The 13413-nt window shown below is 57.9% G+C and carries 12 protein-coding genes and 1 pseudogene; 4 read left to right on the top strand and 9 right to left on the bottom strand.

The annotated features are described in order from the left end of the window. The first annotated feature begins 52 nt into the window (after positions 1 to 52). The 4 genes from B7L15_RS12685 to B7L15_RS12670 all read left to right on the top strand — a co-directional run bounded on the left by B7L15_RS12685 (position 53) and on the right by B7L15_RS12670 (position 4096). Complete coding sequence (locus B7L15_RS12685; protein WP_085919326.1) at positions 53 to 949, top strand: GGDEF domain-containing protein; 897 nt, start codon at positions 53 to 55, stop codon at positions 947 to 949. A 41-nt stretch (positions 950 to 990) separates the two neighbouring features. Continuing rightward, positions 991 to 1329 carry a 4a-hydroxytetrahydrobiopterin dehydratase gene (locus tag B7L15_RS12680; RefSeq protein WP_085919325.1) on the top strand — a complete coding sequence of 113 codons (339 nt, stop codon included), beginning with the start codon at positions 991 to 993 and terminating at the stop codon, positions 1327 to 1329. Then, the gene (locus B7L15_RS12675) at positions 1330 to 2520 is read left to right on the top strand and encodes an amino acid aminotransferase (protein WP_085919324.1); all 1191 of its coding nucleotides are present in this window, start codon (positions 1330 to 1332) and stop codon (positions 2518 to 2520) included. Between the two features lie 85 nt (positions 2521 to 2605). Beyond that, positions 2606 to 4096 (top strand): uracil permease, encoded by a 1491-nt coding sequence (locus B7L15_RS12670; RefSeq protein WP_085919323.1) that lies wholly within the window; start codon positions 2606 to 2608, stop codon positions 4094 to 4096. On the opposite strand, the gene B7L15_RS12665 is transcribed toward B7L15_RS12670, so the two are convergent. The 9 genes and pseudogenes from B7L15_RS12665 to accD form a co-directional block, all read right to left on the bottom strand. Next, complete coding sequence (locus tag B7L15_RS12665; protein ID WP_085919386.1) at positions 4083 to 5372, bottom strand: MATE family efflux transporter; 1290 nt, start codon at positions 5370 to 5372, stop codon at positions 4083 to 4085. The two genes, B7L15_RS12670 and B7L15_RS12665, sit on opposite strands and share 14 nt — an antisense overlap. 140 nt (positions 5373 to 5512) lie before the next feature. Next, complete coding sequence (locus tag B7L15_RS12660; RefSeq protein WP_085919322.1) at positions 5513 to 6097, bottom strand: YceI family protein; 585 nt, start codon at positions 6095 to 6097, stop codon at positions 5513 to 5515. A gap of 80 nt (positions 6098 to 6177) precedes the next feature. Next, positions 6178 to 6683, bottom strand: a pseudogene (locus tag B7L15_RS12655) (cytochrome b). Between the two features lie 233 nt (positions 6684 to 6916). Then, positions 6917 to 8119, bottom strand: coding sequence for an O-succinylhomoserine sulfhydrylase (locus tag B7L15_RS12650; RefSeq protein ID WP_085919321.1), 1203 nt, complete (start codon positions 8117 to 8119; stop codon positions 6917 to 6919). Between the two features lie 28 nt (positions 8120 to 8147). Then, entirely contained in the window at positions 8148 to 9671 is a 1524-nt protein-coding gene (gene purF / locus B7L15_RS12645; RefSeq protein ID WP_066315288.1) for an amidophosphoribosyltransferase, read from the bottom strand. Between the two features lie 62 nt (positions 9672 to 9733). After that, positions 9734 to 10282 (bottom strand): CvpA family protein, encoded by a 549-nt coding sequence (locus tag B7L15_RS12640; RefSeq protein ID WP_085919320.1) that lies wholly within the window; start codon positions 10280 to 10282, stop codon positions 9734 to 9736. A 2-nt stretch (positions 10283 to 10284) separates the two neighbouring features. Next, positions 10285 to 11007: an SPOR domain-containing protein gene (locus tag B7L15_RS12635; protein ID WP_085919319.1), complete on the bottom strand. Its 723-nt coding sequence runs from the start codon at positions 11005 to 11007 to the stop codon at positions 10285 to 10287. A gap of 21 nt (positions 11008 to 11028) precedes the next feature. Further along, positions 11029 to 12303, bottom strand: coding sequence for a bifunctional tetrahydrofolate synthase/dihydrofolate synthase (gene folC / locus B7L15_RS12630; RefSeq protein WP_085919318.1), 1275 nt, complete (start codon positions 12301 to 12303; stop codon positions 11029 to 11031). Beyond that, a complete protein-coding gene (accD, locus tag B7L15_RS12625; protein ID WP_066315276.1) occupies positions 12296 to 13318 on the bottom strand; it encodes an acetyl-CoA carboxylase, carboxyltransferase subunit beta in 1023 nt (340 codons plus the stop codon). The genes folC and accD overlap by 8 nt, the downstream gene beginning before the upstream one ends. Between the last annotated feature and the right edge of the window lie 95 nt (positions 13319 to 13413).

The following is a 13413-nucleotide window of genomic DNA, read 5'->3' as shown; positions in this document are numbered from 1 at the left end:
GATTGTTTTTGATGGCACCGCTTTCCAATGGTACAGCTTCGGAGATTCACGCATGTCCGTGAATGATATCCCCTTATCGCTCAACGCCGAGCAACTTATCAGTCAGATTCCAGGCGTCGTCTTCCAGTTCTTCCGCCACCACGACGGCCATATGTCCATGCCGTTCATGGAAGGTGCCGGAGTGACGTCAGCGCCGATTGATCGCGACCAACTGGCAGAGGATGCCAATACGGCGCTCGAGACGTTGACCGGCGCGGATTATCCGAAACTGATGTCAGCCATTGAACGCTCAGCCCGGGGAATGCTGCCATTAGCCACTCGGTTCCGCCTTGCGCCACCCGGACATAAAGCTAAGTGGATTGGCGTCAGCGCCACCCCTGAACCCATGCCAAATGGTGTTCGTTGGCATGGCATCATGATGGACATCAGTGACCAGGTCAGCGAAGAACAGCGGCTACGCAAGCTGTGCGACACCGACCCACTGACCAGCCTGCCTAACCGACGCAAACTAATGGTCCACTTGACTAACCTGGCATCGCTAAGCTCGCGGCACGGCACCCCGCTATCCATCATGATGCTCGACATCGACCACTTTAAATATATCAATGACCGTTGGGGGCATCTCCACGGCGATGAAGTCCTCAAACGACTGGCCACCCTGGCTCAATCACTGCTGCGCAGCGAAGACATGATAGCCCGACTGGGGGGTGAAGAGTTCATGGCCCTCTTGCCGCTAACCCCGGTCAAACAATGCCATCAGTTGGCTGACCGGTTACGCCATCAAATTGCTGAACATGATTTCGGCATGGGCGTCGGGAAGGTCACGCTCAGCATCGGCGTTGCTGAGTATCGCTGTGGTGAACCCATAGCGAGCCTGATCGAGCGCGCGGATCAGGCACTTTATAGTGCCAAAGATGTTGGTCGTGACTGCGTCTGCCTTCTATCCTGAAAGAGCAAGCCATTCATCATCCTTATTTAGGAGGTAGCCAAATGACGTCACTGGCCCAACAACATTGTGAACCCTGCAGCGGCGACGCACGGCCCATGACGCGCAGCGAGTGCGAAAGCCAGCTAAAGACTCTCCCCGAGTGGCGAATTGTCGATCACGATGGCATTATGAAGCTGTCACGCAGCTTCACGTTTCGTGATTTTGTCAATGCGCTGGCGTTCACACAGCGCGTGGGCGAACTGGCCGAACAGGCAGGCCACCATCCTGTGATCACCACTGAGTACGGGAAAACCACGGTCACCTGGTGGAGCCACGCGATTGATGGTCTGCACCAAAATGATTTCATTCTTGCCGCTAGAACCGACGAGGTAGCCGAATAAATGTTTGAGCATATTGAGCGAGTCCCTGGAGACGCCATTCTTGGGCTAATCGAAGCTTTCAAAAAAGACACCAATCCTCAGAAAGTCGACTTAGGCGTTGGCGTTTACCGCGATGCGCACGGCAATACGCCGGTAATGCGTGCGGTTAAAGAGGCCGAGGCTCGCCTGCTCAGCAATGAAACCACCAAGACCTATATTGGTTCCCACGGCGCACCCGCTTACGGCGGTGTTGTGCTACCAATGGTACTGGGTGCCAGCTCGCCGGTGCTGGAAGCCAATCGTGCCAGTGCCACCCAGTCGCCTGGGGGTACTGGGGCACTGCGTTTAGCGGCCGACTTCATTGCCACTCAATTGCCCGACAGGGGCATTTGGGTGAGCGACCCCACCTGGCCCAACCACCACGGTATTTTTACCGCCGCGGGCATTGAGTTGCACAAGTATCCCTATGTCGACCCTGATAACCGTCTCGACTTTGACGGCATGCTGGGAGCGCTGAAGAAGATCCCTGAAGGCGATGTGGTCGTACTTCACGCCTGCTGCCATAACCCAACCGGGTTCGACCTTTCAAAGTCCCAGTGGCAACAAGTGCTCGAGGTGGTTAAAGAGCGCCAGTTACTGCCGCTCATCGACTTTGCCTATCAAGGGTTCGGGGAAGGCCTGGACGAAGATGCCTACGGCGTTCGGCTATTTGCCGAGCAGCTGGACGAGGTCATCATCACCAGCTCCTGCTCGAAAAACTTCGGCATTTACTGTGAGCGGACCGGCTGCTTGATCATGGTGGCTAAAGATGCCGAGCAGATGGAAAACATCCGCTCGCAGGTCGCCATTGTCGCGCGGGAAAACTACTCCAACCCGCCTGCACACGGCGGCGCCATTGTCAGCGAGATTCTTCATGACGCTGAACTTTCCGCCATGTGGCGCGAGGAACTGACCGAAATGCGCGACCGCATCAACACCCTGCGTCGCGATTTCGTCGAAGCCCTGAAACCCTACGGGCTGGATGAGAAGTATGCATGTGTTGCCGAGCAGCGCGGCATGTTCTCCTACACCGGCCTCACGCCGGAACAGGTCGACCGACTGCGCGACGAGTTTGGTATCTATATGGTGCGCTCGGGTCGCGCCAACGTGGCCGGCTTCTCCCAGGAAAACCTGCCCTACCTGGCGAAGGCGATCGCCGCGGTTAACGACTAGACACGCTGGCAAAGCGCGTTCCAATGCCCAGGCCTGCCTGGGCATTTTTGTTTAGCTCTACCATCCAATAAAACCAGAGGCATTCATGGCAACGCAACATCACTACCCGTGGTACAAAAAAGAAGACACCGACGCATTCTTCGCTTTGTTCCAGAACAACATTGCGAACTTTGTCATCATTGCCATCACCATGCTTGGCATGGGTTTTCCTGCCTCCATCGTCTATGGACAAGTGCTGCCCGGCGCGGCGGTTGCCGTGATGGTCGGCAATTTCTATTACGCCTGGAGTGCCTCACGGTTAGCCCGCAAAGAGCAGCGTTCGGATGTTACCGCCTTGTCCTACGGCATCTCCACGCCGGTCATGTTTGTGTTTCTGTTCGGCGTTCTACTGCCCGCCAAGGAACTGACGGGAGATGTCACCCTCGCCTGGCAAGTGGCTGTGGCCGCGTGCTTTATCAGCGGAGCCATTGAAGCCGCCATCAGCCTGATCGGCCGCTGGGTGCAATATCATCTCCCACGAGCTGCCATGCTCGGTGCCGTTGCCGGTGTGGCGCTGACCTTTATTGCCGGTGAAATGTTGTTCAAAACGCTGGAAATGCCGGTGATTGGCTTGCTGGTGCTGGCCATCATTATTGTCGGCTTGCTTGCCCGGGTCAGCATGCCCCTGAAAATTCCCACTTCGCTATTCGCGATCATCCTGGGCACAGCGATGGCCTACTTGATTGGCGATGCGGGTGGTGAACGCTTCAGCGACGCCTTTACCCACCTTGGCTTTTACCCACTGCTGCCCAACCTGGCCTGGTGGGAGGGCCTGGGGCTGCTGGCAACCGGAATGCTCGCCATTCTGACCGTGGTGTTGCCGATTACGCTGTATAACGCCATTGAGACCATGAACAACGTCGAGGCCATGGAAGCCGCCGGTGACAAGTACGACGTACGTGAATGCCAGGCGGTCGATGGCGTGGGCACCATGCTGGGCGCACTGTTTGGCGGCGTCTTCCCCACCACGGTGTATATTGCCACCGTTGGGGCGAAGTGGATGGGGGCCGGACGTGGCTATAGCCTGTTAAACGGAGCTGTTTACGCCATCGCCACCATGTTTGGATTAATCGCCATGATTTCGGCGATCATCCCTGTCTCGGTGGTCGCCCCTATTCTGGTCTTTGTGGGCATTTCCATGATCGCCACGGCGTTTCAGTCCAACGACAGCCGTTACTATCCCGCGGTCGCGCTAGCCATGCTGCCCTACTTTGCCAACTACGTGATGACACGCTTTAACCGCGGTGCTGAAGACATCGTCAGCGATATTTCCACCGCCATTGTGGCCACCGGTCAGGGCGCCATGTTCATGGCCATTTTCCTGGGAGCCATGACGGTTTCCGTGATCGATCATCAGTTTCGGCGGGCAGCGATCTTTGCCATGATCGCGGCAGCGTTCTCGTTTGTTGGTTTGATGCACGCAGCAGAGTTGGGCATCAATGCCGCGCCCAGTTTCAGCATGGGCTATCTGGCGATGGCGCTATTGTTCGGCTACTTTGCATTTCAAGAAAAGCCAACAACCTCTAACCCGCGTTAACCCCCGCCTGCCGATGAGGACGTGACAGAATACGTCTCAGCAGCAGCCAGGCGACTAATCCGGCGAACACATTACCCAAGGCCGCTCCGGCGGCCAATCCCCACCATCCGGCCAGCTGTTCACCCAACCACAGGCAGGGTAAGTAGCACACAAAAAGGCGCGCGGCAGACAGTAGCATCGCACGTAATGGCCACCCTAGCGCATTGCCCGCCGAGACCACCAACATGCAGACACCGAGTGCCGCGTAGCTGGGCAGCAGGAAACGAATCAACAGTACCAGTTCATCCTGTACGTCAGGGTTGCCTGCCAGCGCCATGCCAAGCCAGGGGGCACCCAGCGCCAGCAATATACCCAGGGTTAACTGCCAGACCACCGCAACACCCAGTGCCAGGCGCAGGAGACGATGGATCTGGTCCCAATCACCGGCCCCATAGCAACGCCCCAGCCAGGGCGGCAACGACATCGTCATGGCTAAAATCACCATTAACGACAGCGTTTCCAGCCGACTTGCCAACCCCCAGGCAGCGACTTGACTCTCGCCCAGGCCCGCCACCACCGAAATGGCCAACATGGCAGCCAGGGGGGGCATGAGCTGGCTCACCATGGCCGGTGCGGCGATACCCATGAAAGGTCGCCAAGACTGCCGTCCTTCTTGCCATAGACCTTCTCGCGCGGCCCAGCCGCGTTTCCACAAACGCCCCCCGGTGACCAGTAAACCAATGCCAAAGGCAATCGCCGTCGCCCAGGCGGCACCGGGCAGCCCCCAACCTGGCCACGGCCCCACGCCAAAGATCAGCACGGGATCCAGAGCCAGGTTGATCAGACTGGTGATCACCATCATTTTTCCTGGCAACCGGGTATCGCCATGGGCACGAAAAACGCTGTAAACAAAATAAAGCAGCGCCCCCAGCCAGGCTGCCAGAAGCTGCGGTGGCCAATAGCTGCGCAAATACCCAAAGGTGTTGCTTTCAGCACCTAACAAACTGAATATAGGTATCTGAAAGGCCCACAGCAACATGCCCAGACAAGCAATCACGGCGCCGCCCGCCATCAACACCAGACTGCTCAACCGCTTGGCACGGTCCTTCTCGCCAGCCCCCAGCGCACGAGAAATCAACGCCGCGATGGCGATCCCCATGCCCACCTGAATCCCGATGATCAGAAACGAAAGCGGAAAGGTGAACGATTGGGCCGCCAGCGGGACCGTGCCCAAGCGGGCAATAAAGGCACTATCAACCAGTTGGAACCCAAGTAGCGACAGTACCCCAATCGCCATCGGCCAGGTTTGCCGCCACAGGGTTTTGCCCAATCCTGCCGTTTGCTGAGTGCTAGCCGCCAACACCTATACTCCTGTTGAATAAACGCAAAAAACGCCACCACCCCCGAAGGCGTGGTGGCGCTTTTAGAAGCGCTGAATTACTGGCGAATACCTTCGAAGGTCACATAAAGCTCTAGCTCATGCATCGCTTCGGGGAAATCGCTCATATCAATACCAAAATCGCCCAACGTGATCATGGTGCTGCCTTCAAAGCCAGCACGATAGCCACCCCAGGGGTCCTCGCCTTCACCCATCAGCGTGACGGGCATTTCAATTTCCTGGGTTTGACCGTGAAGGGTCAGATCGCCGGTCACCACACCCTCATTGTCACCGGTCGACTCGAAGCCTGTCGAGGTGAAGGTGGCCGTGGGATACTCGTCTGCGTTGAGGAAATCGCTGCTCAAAATGTGACGGTCACGTTCCCCATGGTTAGTGTTCAGGCTGCTTACCTGGACTTCCATGTCGACGGATGATGCATCGAGATCATCGGCGTCGTAGCTGAACTCACCCGAAAAGTCTTCAAAGCTACCCAGGATGTAGGAATAGCCCAGGTGGCTGATTTTGAACTGTACAAAGGCATGCTGCCCTTCAGTGTCGATGGTGTAGTCAGCAGCCTGGGCCTGGCCAAGCGTGACAAGTCCTGCGGCGGCGACTGCCGTGGTCAGTAAGGTCTTCTTCAACATGCTGCAACTCCTTTCTCGATGAAAAGCACCGTTTTGAAAGGTGCTCCTTGAAGCTATCCCGACAGGGAAAGCCTGATGCGTCAACGCGATGCGGGTTTCAACATACGCCGTAAGGTGTCATATCGGTCATGAAAGTGGTGCTTGAAGGCCGCCAGTGAATGCCCCGCGGCCAGCAACATCAACCCCCAGGCACTGTACCAATGCAGATCTCCGGCGATCAGCGACTGCTGTGGCAGCCCCTGCACCAACGCAGGCACGACAAACCAGCCAAATACACTAATACCACTCCCATCGGCGGTGGAGATCAAATACCCCGTGGTCATGACCACAAGCAGCGTTACATACAGCATGACGTGGCCCAGGTGCGCCAGCAGAATGGCAAGTCGGCTTCCATGGCCGCGGGGCGTAGGCTGCGCGACCACCGCCAGACGATACGCGCCAGGGTAGCGGCGAAAAGCAAAATGCCAATCGAGCGGTGTACCCAGGGGCCCAGATTATACCAAGGATCATAATACCCCAATCCGGTCATCCACCAGCCCAGGGCAAAGAGCCCGACAATCGTGATAGCGCTTAGCCAGTGCAGCATAATACTGATGACGCCCCAGCCAGCCTTCGTATTTCCCCACATCGAATAATCCTTTCTTGGACGCCCTCTTTGGGCGTGATGTGAAAGTGATGATAGCGGCAAAATGGATTGTAAACCGCTGAAAAAAGCAGAACACACCATTCGTAAAAAACGTTGGACAGCGCCTTTACACAATCAAGACGGGCTAAAAAAACCGGCCATGGGCCGGTTTCAGATCACTTTCTGGCAGACGACTACCCCGCCAGCAAGGCGTCTAACCCTCTGGCGAGGTCATTTTGAATATCTCGCTGGTTTTCCAGCCCGACGGCAACGCGCACCAGCCCCGGTGAAATACCGGCGGCCGCTCTTTGCTCATCGCTCAAGCGACCATGCGTGGTCGTGGCAGGATGCGTGATGGTCGTTTTGACATCTCCCAGGTTGCCGGTAATCGACAGCATGCGGGTCGCATCGATCACCTGCCAAGCGCCCTCCTGGCCGCCGTAGAGGACCTCGAACCCAAGCACCGCGCCAAAGCCGTCCTGCTGCTGTTTGGCGAGCTCATGCTGCGGATGGTCGACCAAGCCGCTATAGAAGACCTTATTGACCGCTGGATGGGCATCAAGCCACTCGGCAAGGGCTTGTGCCTGTTCACAGTGAGCCTTCATACGCAGCGAGAGCGTTTCCAATCCTTTGGTAAATATCCAGGCGTTGAACGGACTCATGCATGGGCCACAGGTGCGTACGACCCCGAACACCTCTTCCAGCACGTCGTGCTTACCCACCACGGCACCGCCTACCGCACGCCCCTGCCCATCGAGGTACTTGGTTGCAGAGTGAATCACCAGGTCAGCCCCCAGTGCGATGGGCTGCTGAAGTGCCGGCGTTAAGAAGCAGTTATCAATCGCGAGCCAGACATCATTGCGTTTAGCCAACGCTGACAGCGCGGCGATATCGGCTACTTCAGACAGCGGGTTCGACGGCGTTTCAGCAAACAGCAAGCGCGTATTGGGGGTGATCGCCGCTTCCCACGCCGCCAAATCGGAGAGCTCCACGTAGCGGGTGGTAATACCGAACTTGCCGAAATATTTATCGAACAGGCTCACCGTGGAGCCAAACAATGAACGCGAAGCGACGATTTCATCGCCTGCCGATAGCAGCGCCAGCACCGTTGACAGGATAGCGGACATCCCCGAACTGGTGGCCACGCAGCGTTCGCCGCCTTCCAGCGCCGCTAACCGGCGCTCAAAGGTATGAACGGTCGGGTTGGTGAAGCGGGAATAAACGTTGCCGGCCTCGTGACCACCAAACTTGCGCGCTGCTTCAGCGGCGCTGTCATACACGAAGCTGGACGTGGGAAAAATCGGCTCCGCGTGTTCCTGCTCAAAGGTACGCTCGTGTCCCGCCCGAATCGCTAGCGTTTCCAGCGACCACGCGTCTTGCTGGCTGTCATCTTGCATGGGCTAGTCTCTTGTTCAAACACACCATTTAATCGTCCAGGTCGTCGTCATCCTGATTATGCATGTCGACCAGGGCATGGTCACCGGCGCTCTGGTCCTTGGCCAGGTCGTTTCGGCTGGCCTCCAGCACCGCCAGGTAGGCATCGTCAATATCCCCCGTGACGTAGTTGCCGTCGAAAACCGAACAGTCAAAGGCTTCCAGTTCGGGATTCACTTCACGGCAGGCATCTTTCAGGTCCTCGATATCCTGATAGAAAATCCGGTCGGCACCTATCAACTCGCCGACTTCTTCTTCCGTACGCCCATGGGCTATCAACTCAGAAGCCGCAGGCATGTCGATGCCGTAAACGTTGGGATAACGCACCGGCGGTGCCGCAGAGGCAAAGTAGACTTTCCGCGCTCCGGCGTCGCGGGCCATCTGGATGATCTGCTTGCAGGTGGTGCCGCGCACAATCGAGTCATCCACCAGCAGCACATTCTTATCTTTAAACTCGATGTCGATGGCATTCAGCTTCTGGCGGACTGATTTCTTGCGCTGGGTCTGCCCCGGCATGATGAAGGTTCGACCGATATAGCGGTTCTTCATGAACCCTTCGCGGTAGGTAACGCCAAGGTGCTGCGCCATTTCCAGCGCCGAGGTACGCGACGTATCGGGAATCGGAATCACCACGTCGATATCATGATCGGGCCATTCATTAAGCACACGGTCACCGAGCTTACGCCCCATCTGCATGCGGGTACCATAGACATAGGCGCCGTCGAGAATCGAATCGGGCCGTGCCAGGTAAACGTGTTCGAAAATACACGAGCGCAGCTGGGGACGGTCGGCACACACCTGGGTATGCACGTTGCCCTGCATATCGACAAAGACCGCTTCACCCGGCGACAGATCCCGCTCCAGCTCGAAGCCACCCACATCCAGGGCAACCGACTCGGAGGCGATCATGACATCCTGGCCGTTTTCTGCCTGGCGTGTACCAAACACCACCGGCCGAATGCCGTGAGGGTCACGAAACGCCACCATGCCAAAACCGTTGATAATCGCGACGGCTGCATAGCCCCCCTGGCAACGACGATGCACCCGACGCACGGCATCAAAGATATCCTCGGCTTCCAGATGCAGGCCCTGCTTGCCCAGCTCATGGGCAAATACATTGAGCAGCACCTCGGAATCCGAGCTGGTATTGATATGGCGAAGGTCCGTCGAAAACAGTTCCTGCTTGAGCTGTTCGGAATTGGTCAGGTTGCCGTTATGGGCAAGGGCGATACCATAAGGGGAATTGACATAAAAAGGCTGCGATTCGGCTTCGCTGGAGGAACCGGCGGTCGGATAACGGACGTGTCCGATACCCAGGTTGCCTTTCAAACGCGCCATGTGCCGCGTATGAAACACATCGCGCACCAAGCCGTTGCTCTTGCGCAGTAAAAAGCGTCCCTCGCTCCAAGTCATCATCCCGGCAGCGTCCTGGCCGCGATGCTGAAGAACGGTCAGGGCATCGTAAATACCCTGATTTACCGCTTGCTTGGCCAGAAGGCCGACGATACCGCACATTCCCGTTACCTCGCTTGATGCTGGCTTAACCTACGTAAGCCGGTACATGTCAGATAAAACTATCAAAGTTCACGCCCCTTGCGTAAATCCGGCAGCGTGATGTCGTTGAGCGTGGACGGCGCTTCGGGAAGTTCGCCGCCCCATTGATCCAGTCGGTTAATCGCGTAGTTGCGCAATTCAATAAACGTGGGGCGTAACGATGCCTGCTGCCACGCCTGAAGCTCTGAAAGTGGCGTCAGCATAATCAGCACGGTCACTACCAGCAGAATGACCCCGCCCCGCGCGATACCAAACGCCGCCCCGGCAAAGCGGTTAAGCAACCCCATGCCGACCCACTCGACCGCCGCATGCACCAACCGGATAACAATGCCACATAGCAGGATGACCGCAAAAATCACTAACGCAAAGGCCAGCACCAAGCGCGCGTCAAAGCTGTCGATGAAACCACTCATCAATTCAGCGACTGGCTCGGCCAGCACCCTGGCGACCATCAGGGCAATGACCCAGGCCGCCAGCCCCAGCGCTTCGCGGACAAAACCGCGCACGAACCCCGCCAGCATCGACAGCGCCAGCACTGCTAAAAAGGCGGCGTCTATCCAGGTAAGTGCCATGGTTAATCCCGCACTCGAACCAGCAGGCCTTGCACATTGGCTCGCTGTTTGACATCGCTCATTGCCGCTTCACCCTCTTCCGACGTAGTAAAGGGGCCGACATAGACGGTTGTCATGTCATTGTCGCGGTCGCGCTGGTAGACAGCAAAACCTTCGCCGCTCAGCTGTTCACTCAAGCGTCGCGCATTATCAGGGTTGCCGAAGCTGCCAACCTGTACCGCCCATTCGCCGGCTGGATCGGACTGCGGAGCCGACCCTGACTGGTCGTCGGCGGGCCGCTCTTCAGACGTGTCACTCACTGACTGGCTATTTGACGCAATCAGGTCGGCTATCGGATCGCTCTGCTCACTCGCTGGTGACTCGTCAGCGCCACTGGCTGCCTGCGTTTCATCTCCGGCACTATCTCCGGCACTATCTTCGGCACTATCATCATTGCTGGTCAGTTGATCCGTATTCGGGCTGGCGGGATCCACGTCAAGCGGCTCGTCCGTTGCCTGAGCGGCCACATCCGGGTCTACCTGCTCGGCGGGGTCGCCTATCGACTCGGGACGCTGTGGGGGGGCCACATCACGGCGCTCGACTTCCACCGGTTGCTCGATGACAAAATTCGGTTGGGGACGCTCTTCACGCGGCGCTGGATCACTCATCAGCCACGGCACGATGATAGCCAACAGCGCAAGCAGGATGACGATACCGCTGATCCGTTCCGTTTTACCGTATTTCATATCCCTCTCCATCAAGCGATGCTACGCCTGTGGCAATGGCTGCGCCGATAGCGCCGCCACCGTGAAAAAAGAGCCAGTCGCCAGCACGCGATCAGCCGGGCCAAGCCGCGTCGCCAGCCATTCCACTCCCGCCATCGGGGATGCCGCGCAATGATGCACGCGTCCGCCCCGGGCTGCAATCCGCTCGGCGAGTTCCGTGGCTTCACGGCCACGCTCACCGTCAAGGCTCACGCACACCCAGTCATCGATACGTGATGATAGCGCGGCGATCACGCCATCGGCATCTTTATCACTTAACATCCCGATGAGCCCCCATTGTGTTGCGCCTGGCGCAACAGGGGGCAGGTGGCGCGCCAGATAATCCGCTGCGTGGGGATTATGGCCCACATCAAGGCACCATTGACCGCGCCACTGCATTCGCCCGGGCACCACCAGATGGGCCAGGGCCGTCTGGGTAGGATATGCCTTTAGCACAGTGCCAGACAGCACCAACGCTTGCAGTGCCGTCGCGGCGTTATCCATGGGTAGGCCTGGGTCGGGCAAGGCTTCCAGCGTCAGCACATCGCCTGCGGCAGTGTGGCCTTGCCAGCGCCAGCAGGCCGACGCTGGGTCAGTTGTATGCTCGAAGTGACGTCCGAGTTGATAAACGGGGGCTGACAGGGCGTCGGCGATGTCCGCCACACTCTCTGGGAGATCGCGACTGCCTAAGACGGCAGGTCGTTGCGAACGGAAGATACCGGCTTTCTCGCGCCCTATCTGGGCAATATCGGTGCCTAGAAATCCGGCGTGGTCCTGGGCAATGGTCGTGACGATCGCCACATCGGCATCGACAATATTGACGGCATCCAGGCGCCCACCAAGCCCTACTTCAAGTACGGCCAGATCAAGCGGCTGCTGGCAAAGGCACCAGAGGGCACACAGCGTCCCGGCTTCGAAGTAAGTCAGACTAACCGCCGGTGCGACTAGCCTTGCCTGCTCGACGGCTTCAAAGCCCGCGACCAGCTGTTCGTCGCTCGCCATGCCGCCATCAAGCTGAACGCGCTCGTTGTAGCGCAGCAGGTGGGGAGACGTATAGGTCCCCACTCGCAGACCATGAGCGCGCGCCACGCTATCGATGATTGCCAGGGTCGAGCCCTTGCCGTTAGTGCCCGCCACGCTGATGACCCGCTTGGCAATGGGGCGTTGCAACAGGCCCATTCGGTCAGCCACCTGACTGACCCGATCCAGCCCCAGTTCGATCCCCACCGGGTGGAGGGTTTCCAGATGGTCAAGCCACTGCGCCAGCGTTTTAGGCATTGCGTGAGGAATCGTCGCGCTTGGCAGTGTCCGATTGGCTATTACCGTTAATCGCCTCGATCCACTCGGGGTCTTCCGCCTGCTCGGCCACCTGAGGCTCGTCGACCACCGGCTCAAACACCATGGGCTCTTCTTCGGGCTCAGGATCACTACCGGCCAGCGGCTGGTGGGTCAGCTTGCGAAGGACGCCACCAACGCGCTCGCGCATATCGTGGCGATGCACGATCATGTCTACCGTGCCGTGCTCAAGCAGGAACTCGCTGCGCTGGAAGCCTTCCGGGAGGGTTTCGCGCACGGTTTGCTCAATGACGCGCGGACCGGCAAAACCGATCAGCGCATTGGGTTCGGCAATATTCAGGTCACCAAGCATCGCCAGGGATGCAGAGACGCCCCCAAAGACCGGATCGGTCAGTACCGAGATATACGGAATGCCTTCCTGCTTGAGCTTTTCAAGCGCTGCCGAGGTTTTCGCCATCTGCATCAGCGAGAATAGCGCTTCCTGCATGCGCGCCCCGCCGGAAGCCGCAAAGCAAATCAACGGTACGCGAGATTCAAGTGCCAGCGTAGCGGCGCGCACGAACTTCTCGCCAACCACCGCGCCCATGGAGCCGCCCATAAAGGTAAACTCGAACGCCACGGCCACCACGGGCAAGCCATTCAGCTCACCACGCATGGCAACCAGCGCGTCTTTTTCGGCGGTTTCTTTTTGCGCTGCGGTCAAGCGGTCCTTGTATTTCTTGGAATCGCGGAACTTGAGGCGATCGACCGGCTCAATCTCGGCCGCAATCTCTTCGCGTCCCGTCTTGTCCAGGAACCAATCCAGCCGCTTGCGCGCCGTTAACCGCAGGTGGTGGTTGCACTTCGGGCAAACACTTTGATGCTTCTCTAACTCAGGAAGATAGAGAACGGCTTCGCACTTGGGGCATTTACGCCAGAGACCATCGGGAACGCTAGCGCGACGGTCCTTACGCTGGATACGCCCCATGGAGGGCACAATCTTATCTAACCAGCTCATATCAAAAAGACTTCCGTTGTACGTCAACGCTTGGCAGGACCAAGCTTGATGAATGGGGTCAAACTAATGTTCAGTTAGTGTAGACGATGAAATAA

Source organism: Halomonas sp. CSM-2, from assembly GCF_002119345.1.
Taxonomy (GTDB): Bacteria; Pseudomonadota; Gammaproteobacteria; order Pseudomonadales; family Halomonadaceae; genus Vreelandella; species Vreelandella janggokensis.
The sequence above is the reverse complement of the archived record's forward strand: the minus strand, read 5'-3'. Positions and strand labels throughout refer to the sequence as shown.

Coding starts and splice junctions, on each gene's coding strand:
- B7L15_RS12640 (WP_085919320.1), bottom strand. CDS start 10,282: ATGGCACTTACCTGGATAGACGCCGCCTTTTTAGCAGTGCTGGCGCTG.
- B7L15_RS12635 (WP_085919319.1), bottom strand. CDS start 11,007: ATGAAATACGGTAAAACGGAACGGATCAGCGGTATCGTCATCCTGCTT.
- purF (WP_066315288.1), bottom strand. CDS start 9,671: ATGTGCGGTATCGTCGGCCTTCTGGCCAAGCAAGCGGTAAATCAGGGT.
- accD (WP_066315276.1), bottom strand. CDS start 13,318: ATGAGCTGGTTAGATAAGATTGTGCCCTCCATGGGGCGTATCCAGCGT.
- B7L15_RS12650 (WP_085919321.1), bottom strand. CDS start 8,119: ATGCAAGATGACAGCCAGCAAGACGCGTGGTCGCTGGAAACGCTAGCG.
- B7L15_RS12660 (WP_085919322.1), bottom strand. CDS start 6,097: ATGTTGAAGAAGACCTTACTGACCACGGCAGTCGCCGCCGCAGGACTT.
- B7L15_RS12675 (WP_085919324.1), top strand. CDS start 1,330: ATGTTTGAGCATATTGAGCGAGTCCCTGGAGACGCCATTCTTGGGCTA.
- B7L15_RS12670 (WP_085919323.1), top strand. CDS start 2,606: ATGGCAACGCAACATCACTACCCGTGGTACAAAAAAGAAGACACCGAC.
- folC (WP_085919318.1), bottom strand. CDS start 12,303: ATGCCTAAAACGCTGGCGCAGTGGCTTGACCATCTGGAAACCCTCCAC.
- B7L15_RS12680 (WP_085919325.1), top strand. CDS start 991: ATGACGTCACTGGCCCAACAACATTGTGAACCCTGCAGCGGCGACGCA.
- B7L15_RS12665 (WP_085919386.1), bottom strand. CDS start 5,372: ATGGCGATTGGGGTACTGTCGCTACTTGGGTTCCAACTGGTTGATAGT.
- B7L15_RS12685 (WP_085919326.1), top strand. CDS start 53: ATGTCCGTGAATGATATCCCCTTATCGCTCAACGCCGAGCAACTTATC.